Source organism: Salegentibacter sp., assembly GCF_041642575.1.
Classification (GTDB): domain Bacteria; phylum Bacteroidota; class Bacteroidia; order Flavobacteriales; family Flavobacteriaceae; genus Salegentibacter.
This window is the reverse complement of the sequence record NZ_JBEPWD010000061.1, coordinates 5,750-13,046: the sequence shown is the minus strand read 5'-3', so window position 1 is coordinate 13,046 and position 7,297 is coordinate 5,750. Positions and strand designations below refer to the sequence as shown.

7 protein-coding genes are annotated in these 7,297 nt (G+C 38.9%); 6 read left to right on the top strand and 1 reads right to left on the bottom strand.

The features are described from left to right. The first annotated feature begins 48 nt into the window (after positions 1-48). The 5 genes from ACESK1_RS09625 to ACESK1_RS09605 all read left to right on the top strand — a co-directional run bounded on the left by ACESK1_RS09625 (position 49) and on the right by ACESK1_RS09605 (position 4,607). Entirely contained in the window at positions 49-225 is a 177-nt protein-coding gene (locus tag ACESK1_RS09625) for a hypothetical protein (protein ID WP_372919971.1), read from the top strand. After that, positions 222-2,144 carry a tetratricopeptide repeat protein gene (locus ACESK1_RS09620; RefSeq protein ID WP_372919970.1) on the top strand — a complete coding sequence of 641 codons (1,923 nt, stop codon included), beginning with the start codon at positions 222-224 and terminating at the stop codon, positions 2,142-2,144. The genes ACESK1_RS09625 and ACESK1_RS09620 overlap by 4 nt, the downstream gene beginning before the upstream one ends. Before the next feature lie 3 nt (positions 2,145-2,147). Continuing rightward, on the top strand, positions 2,148-2,813 hold the full coding sequence (locus ACESK1_RS09615; RefSeq protein WP_372919969.1) for a DNA-binding response regulator: 666 nt from the start codon (positions 2,148-2,150) through the stop codon (positions 2,811-2,813). Positions 2,814-3,250: 437 nt separating this feature from the next. After that, positions 3,251-3,952 carry a DsbA family protein gene (locus ACESK1_RS09610; RefSeq protein ID WP_372919968.1) on the top strand — a complete coding sequence of 234 codons (702 nt, stop codon included), beginning with the start codon at positions 3,251-3,253 and terminating at the stop codon, positions 3,950-3,952. Positions 3,953-4,034: 82 nt separating this feature from the next. After that, positions 4,035-4,607, top strand: coding sequence for a YceI family protein (locus ACESK1_RS09605; protein ID WP_372919967.1), 573 nt, complete (start codon positions 4,035-4,037; stop codon positions 4,605-4,607). 155 nt (positions 4,608-4,762) lie between these two features. On the opposite strand, the gene ACESK1_RS09600 is transcribed toward ACESK1_RS09605, so the two are convergent. Next, positions 4,763-5,188: a hypothetical protein gene (locus ACESK1_RS09600; RefSeq protein ID WP_372919966.1), complete on the bottom strand. Its 426-nt coding sequence runs from the start codon at positions 5,186-5,188 to the stop codon at positions 4,763-4,765. A gap of 277 nt (positions 5,189-5,465) precedes the next feature. Here ACESK1_RS09600 and ACESK1_RS09595 point away from each other — a divergent pair, with 277 nt between their 5' ends. Then, on the top strand, positions 5,466-7,151 hold the full coding sequence (locus ACESK1_RS09595; RefSeq protein ID WP_372919965.1) for a formate--tetrahydrofolate ligase: 1,686 nt from the start codon (positions 5,466-5,468) through the stop codon (positions 7,149-7,151). The last annotated feature ends 146 nt before the right edge of the window (positions 7,152-7,297 follow it).

Below are 7,297 nucleotides of genomic sequence, written 5' to 3'. Positions count from 1 at the left end.
CTATAAATAAACTCAAAGTCATGAAAAAACTGCAATTAATATTCTTAGGTGCTACTTTCGAATTTCCTGGTAACTTCAGGTAATTTAGAAGAGTTAAAGGAACCAGATATTTATTCTGCCGAATTTGAAGAAGAACCCAATGATCCTGGTGAAGATCCTCCTGCAGGTAGAAATAAAACAAATAAAGCCGTAGATTCTGTGGCTTTTTTTATTTTCACCTTATGAAAATTTCACGCTTTTCTTTTTTGCTGCTAGGTCTGATCGTTTTTGCTATTTTTTCCTGCAACCAATTTGAAGATCAGGAGGGAAATAACCTTATTTCTTCAGATAGCAGCCATTTCTATTTCCAAAAAGCTCAAGAGGCAGAAAAGGTTCAGGACAAACTCAATAATCTCAACAAGTCTTTGGGGTTTGTGAAAAACAGGCGCGATAGTTTATATCCCAGAGTTCTTGATTTCAAGATCTATTATCACAACAGGCTAAAGCAATACGACAGCTCGCTTTTTTATGCAAGCAAACTGGTTGACGCGGCTAAAGTACAGAATGATACCTCTTACCTGGCTACCGGCTATTATAGGAAAGCTGTGGTTTACAGGTATACAAATCAACCCGAGAAAACCTATGAAAATTCTTTAAAAGCAAGAGAATATTACCGGCAACTTGGCGATAGTACCAGCTATGCTAAACGCACTTCAGAAATTGCCGCAGCCCAACACCTGATCACAGATTATACAGGCGCCCAAAAAACAGCTACCGAGGCTTTAAGGCATTTTCGACAGGAAGATTCGTCCTATGTGTCCAGCACCTTCAATACCATAGCCAGTTCCTATAGGAATCAAGGACTCTACAAGGATGCCCTTGCTGAATATAAAAATGCATTTAAATATGCAGTTGATACCGATGACAGTCTAAGTGCAATGAATAATATTGCTCTTTCTTTAAGAGACCTTGAGCGGCATGAGGAAGCCCTTCACATTTTTGAGCAAATCCTGGATAGGAATGACTTTAAGTTTAAAAAATCTGAAGCTCGTTTTATTGACAACCATGCCTATACGAAATGGTTGAGTGATTCGGCAGATGTTGAAGAAGAACTCCTGGATGCCCTGGCTATTCGAAAAAGCGAAAATGATCTGAATGGGCTTATTGCCAGTTACGATCATCTTTCAGAATATTACAAAGGAAGGAACCGGGAAGCAGCAAAAGCTTATGCCGACAGCCTTTTTCAGACAGCTGAAGACCTTGAAAGCAAAGCAGCAAAGTTAACCGCTCTTGAAAAGCTAATAGCACTTTCATCAGACAGAGAAGCCAGGAGCTTTACGTCACTATATGTTAAGATTAATGACAGCCTCAAGGCTGAAAATCTAAGAGCTAAAAATCTTTTTGCCAAAATCAGCTATGACGAAGAGGAAAAACTAAAGCAGATAGATGGATTGGAGAAAATAACAATGGCTCAGAGTCTTAAAACTTCGAATCTGGAAAAACAACTAATTACAATTTCTCTTGGGGGGACGATTATTTTAATTCTTGTAGGTTTTGGTATTTATCACCTGAAACAAAGGCATCAAAAAGAAAAATTAAAAGAAATTTATAATACCGAATCCAGAATTTCTAAAAGGATTCATGATGAATTAGCGAACGACATTTATAACATCATGAGCAAAATGGAAAGTTCGGCTTCTGAAGAAGAATTGGCGGGGCTCGAGAGTATTTATTCCAGGACCAGAAATATTTCCAGGGAAAACAGGTCCATAGATACAGGAGAAAATTATCTCTACAATCTTACTGCCATGCTTACTTCTAATACTCCATATAATACAAGAATCATACTTCGGGGTCAGGAGGATATCCCCTGGAACAAATTAGCGTCGGAAAAGAAGATCATCCTCTACAGGATTCTCCAGGAATTAATAATTAATATGAAGAAATACAGTGGAGCAAACCTTGTAGCCATTAGCTTTCAAAAGACCGGTAAGTGTCTGGCGTTGACCTATTCGGACAACGGTAAGGGGTGTACGAAAGAGGACCTGAGAAACGGGAACGGGATCCAAAATGTGGAAAACCGTATTTTTTCTATTGGAGGAGATATTACTTTTGAAGTAGAAAAAGGAAAAGGGCTTAAGAGCAGTATTAAAATTCCGATTTAAAGCATGTTTAAAAAAGTACTCATAGCAGAAGACATGGATAGCATCAACCACGCTGTTGCAGCCAGCCTTTCTGAAATGAGCATTGAAAATATCTCTCACGCTCAATACTGTGATCAAGCCTGGTTATTGGCTAAAAAAGCACTACAAGAGGAAGATCCTTTCGACTTGCTGATCTGTGATCTTTCTTTTAAAAAAGACCACCGCAATGAAAAAATCACCTCCGGAGGTGAACTGATAGGAATATTAAAATCTGAAGATCCCAATCTTAAGATCATTGTTAATTCGATTGAAGATCATCCTCAAACGGTAAGGGAATTGTGGGATTCCGGTAATATAGAAGCCTATGTTTGCAAAGGCCGTAACGGCTTAAAAGAATTAAAAGAAGCAATTAATAAGCTATGGGTTGGGAAACATTACAATTCTCCCGAGATAGAAAATTCCCTGAGACAGGATAATATACTTGTTCTTAATAATTTTGAAATCAAAATTGTGCAATACCTTGCTACCGGCTATACCCAGGATCAAATTGAGGAGAAACTAAAAACAGAGGGAATAAGGCCCAACAGCAAAAGTGCTATTGAAAAACGCCTGAAAGAATTAAAAGAAGAGTTTCAGGCAAATAATTCTATTCACCTGGTGAGTATAATGAAAGATCTGAAATTGATTTAGATATAAAAGCCAGTTCTATAAAACATGCAAAATTGAGTAGGGTCGATTTTTCGTTTTTTGAACTGGCTATTTTTCTTACAGTAAAAGGTAGGATAAGTCTTCAAAGCCGCAGAATTCGCCTTCTCCGACAAAATTAAAATAAACTGGGTAAGAAAAAAATCTAATAATCAATTGGATAGCGAAATGCATGGATTATGGTGATGACTTTGCGCAGGTTTTATTTTTGCGTAATTGAGATATGAATTTAGTGCCTCACGTCTTATTAGTCCGGGTTTTACAAATTGGGAAATATAGCGGTCGGCAGTACGGTCTACCAATTTTAACCGCGATGCATTGAGGAAAACCCCAATCAGTTTCACGATCCTAATGTTCAACTCTCTACTTCCGGAAATTCTTATTTAAATAGAACATGCATTATATTAGCTAAAAAAATATTTATGAAAGTTAAAATATGGTCAGATGTACGATGCCCTTTCTGCTATATAGGAAAGAAAAAATTTGAAGCTGCTCTGGCAAAATTTCCACAGGAAGAACAGGTGGAAATAGAATGGAAAAGCTACCAGTTAGATCCCCATCTTAAAACCGATCCGAAACAAAGTACCTTAGAATATTTTATGCAAACTAAAGGAGTAAGCGAAGATCAGGCAAGGCAAATGTTTGAAGGAGCAACCAAAATGGCCGCTGAAGTAGGTTTGAATTTTAACCTGGAAACTTCGGTTACGGCCAACTCTTTTATGGCGCACCGACTTATCCAACTGGCAAAATCAAAAGGCCTTGGAAATGAAATTGAAGAAGCCCTGTTTAAAGCCCATTTTGAGGAAGCAAAGAATATTGATGATGCTGAAGTATTACAGGAGGTCGCCACTTCCATAGGGATGGATGCTCATGAAGTGAAAACCACCCTGGAAGCTGATGACTTTGCCTATGAAGTAAAACAAGATGAAATGGAAGCTCGCAATATTGGAGTAAGAGGAGTTCCCTTTTTTGTCTTTGATGATAAATATGCTGTTTCCGGAGCCCAGCCTTCAGAAGCATTTTTGCAAACCCTGGAAAAAGCCTGGGAAGAATCTAAACCTAAAAAAGCTGAATTGAATATCTCTGGTGGCGATTCCTGTACTCCCGATGGAAATTGCGATTAAGAGGTTTAGTAAAAATTGAGTAAATTAAGCCTTGGAAAAATTTTTCAGGACGAAAAGCTTATTAATTACTAAACTAAATATTATGAAACATGTATTTTCTTTTTTGTTTATCGCTTTTATAAGCGCCAACACCTTCGCACAGACAACCTGGAAAGCAGACCCGGCTCATACCCAGGTGTCTTTTGACATTGTTCACCTTGGGATTGCTGAAATAGAAGGGCAGTTCGGAGAATTTGAAGGAAGTATCACTGCTTCTGAAGATGATTTTAGCGATGCGCAATACGAAATGGAAATCGATGTGGCCTCAATTAATACAGGAGTTGAAAAGAGGGATAACCATCTCAAAAGCGCCGATTTCTTCGATGTTGAAAATAATCCTAAGATGAACTTCAAAAGCACCTCTTCAGAAGGATCAGGGGACAATAAGTATAAGGTCCAGGGAGACCTTAGCTTTAACGGAGTCACCAAACCGGTTACTTTGGAAGTATGGTACAGGGGTACTATTGAAAATCCGCAGAGCAAAGATCTTACCTCCGGATTTAAGATTACCGGGGAAGTAAAGCGATCTGATTTTAATTTAGGTCAGGATTTTCCTGAGCCTATGCTTAGTGATGAGGTAAAAATTGAAGTTGACGGAGAATTCATCAAACAATAAAATAAGAAAGAGGAAACCGGTAGACTTTTTTGTTTTTGTCATAATTCCACCGGTTTCCTCTTTTTACATTGAAAAGCTCAGCTTTTTGGCTTGGCTTAACCCTGTCGGTGCTCTGACAGGGTTTTCTTTTTTCCTGAAGTTGAAATTTCAGAATATTATAGCTCCAGTTCTTTTTTATAGGTAATGGTATATTCTGAATTTTCCTCTTCTACGCTATCATGAACTTCAACCATAACTTTCTGGAAATCTTTAATATTACTGATGTCTTCTTCCACAGTTTTTGCTACCTCATTCGCAAGGCTTGAAAAAGTGATGCCGCTGGAAGGAGAGCTATCCGGACTTACAATTTCCACACTTATAAAATTATAGGCTTCTTCTCCAGATTTTTTGGTTTGACCACTGGAAATCAGGATATCTTCCGCAGGAATAATTGTTAAAATTTTACTCTCTAAGTCTTCTCTGTCTATTGAGAAATCAGGCGCGACCGTGGTTTGGCTATCTCCTGTTGTTTCGGTTTTTTCTACACATGCGGTGAAGGCGACAGTGATTAACAGGAGTGGGAGGATGTGTTTAAGTCTCATATCTATTTTTGGTGTTAGGTTAGTTGTAAAGGCTTTCTTAATAGGTCGAAGAATCCCTGTTTTGTTACACAGCATATTAATCTTAAACCTTTTTTTATTTCTCCGTTACTACATTGATTAGCGTCGAAGCTTGAATAAATAGGATTCAGGAAATCAGCTTGTTATTGTTGAGACCATAAACTTACGAAAACCTTTTAGTAATTCGCTTTTTCCTGATCCTCATCATTTTTCAAATTCAATATTGCTTGTAATATTGTATTATTAAAAGCAGGAAAAAATGAAGACTACAACGCCTCTTAGCGACCTCGAAATTGCTCAAAAGATAGAATTAAAGCCTATAACTGAAATTGCCCGGAAACTGGGCCTGGATTCCGAAGAAATTGAAATGTACGGAAAGTATAAAGCCAAACTTCCGCTTTCCAGAATTGATAAAGAAAAGGTAAATAACTCCAATCTTATACTGGTGTCAGCTATATCTCCAACGCCCGCAGGAGAAGGGAAAACCACTGTTTCCATCGGACTTTCAGAAGCCCTGAACCGACTTGGTAAGAAGACCACTGTGGTTTTAAGGGAACCATCCTTAGGTCCGGTTTTCGGAATCAAGGGTGGCGCTACAGGAGGAGGTTTTTCACAGGTCCTTCCAATGGAAGATATTAATCTTCATTTTACAGGGGATTTTTCAGCAATTGAAAAGGCGCACAACCTGCTTGCCGCATTGGTGGATAACAATATTCAGTCAAAAACCAATAACCTGGATATTGACCCCCGAACTGTTTCATTGAAAAGGGTAATGGACGTTAATGACCGTTCGCTGCGTAATATCGTGATAGGGCTTGGAGGTACAGGTTCGGGAATTCCCCGGGAAAGTGGTTTCGATATTACCGCGGCTTCAGAGATCATGGCTATCATGTGCCTGGCAGAAAATCTTGATGATTTAAAGGGACGTTTAGGCAATATCTTTATAGGTTATACCTTCAGGAAAAAACCAATATTTGCACGCGATCTGAATGCGGAAGGGGCTATGGCCACTTTACTTAAAGATGCGCTTAAGCCTAATTTAGTGCAAACCATCGAAGGAAACCCTGCCATAATTCACTTAGGGCCTTTTGCCAATATTGCCCAGGGCACTAACTCAGTTATTGCAACCAGAATGGGGATGAGTCTCTCAGATTACACGGTTACCGAGGCTGGTTTTGGATTTGATCTTGGAGCAGAAAAATTCCTTGATATCAAATGTCAGAGTGCAGGGCTTGCCCCTAAGGTTGTGGTGATGACTACTACGATTAGAGCTTTAAAATACCACGGAGGAGCAGATTTAAAAACGCTAACTATTCCTAATGTGGATGCCTTGATAAAAGGGCTTCCCAACCTTGAAAAACATCTCGAAAACGCGAAATTATATAATATAACCCCTGTTATTGCCATAAATAAATTCTACAGCGATAGCGATGAGGAGATCCAGGTGATTTTTGATCTGGCCAGGAAACTAAATGTAAAAGTGGCCCTTTCTGATGGCTGGGCTAAAGGAGGAGAAGGAGCACTTGACCTCGCTGCGAAAGTAGTTGAAGCCATTGAGGAAAATAAATCTGATTTTACACCCCTTTATCGATGGGAGCAGGATGTAGTGACAAAAATCGAACTTGTTGCAAAAAAGATCTATGGTGCAGAAAAAGTAGAGTTTTCTCCTAAGGCCAGGAAAAATCTTAAGACCATTCTGGACCTGGGGCTGGAAGAGTTACCGGTTTGTATTGCCAAGACCCAAAAATCCCTTTCTGATGATCCTCTTCTTTTAGGAAGACCTACAGGATTTACGTTAAATGTTAGAGAAATTGAAATAGCCTCTGGTGCCGGATTTCTTATCCCAATAACCGGAGATATCATGCGAATGCCCGGACTACCGGCGCATCCTGCTTCAGAAAATATCACAGTAGATTTGGAAGGAAATATTTCGGGGCTGGTTTAAGGGCAAGATCTGTTTTTTTTTCAAATAAAAAGAACCTTCCGGGAATTCCCCGGAAGGTTTTGATTTTTAAGTATTATCCTTAATCCCGGACATATTATACAAATTCACTTCTGTTTGTCTTTCTGAGATCAAACCTGAATAGCCCC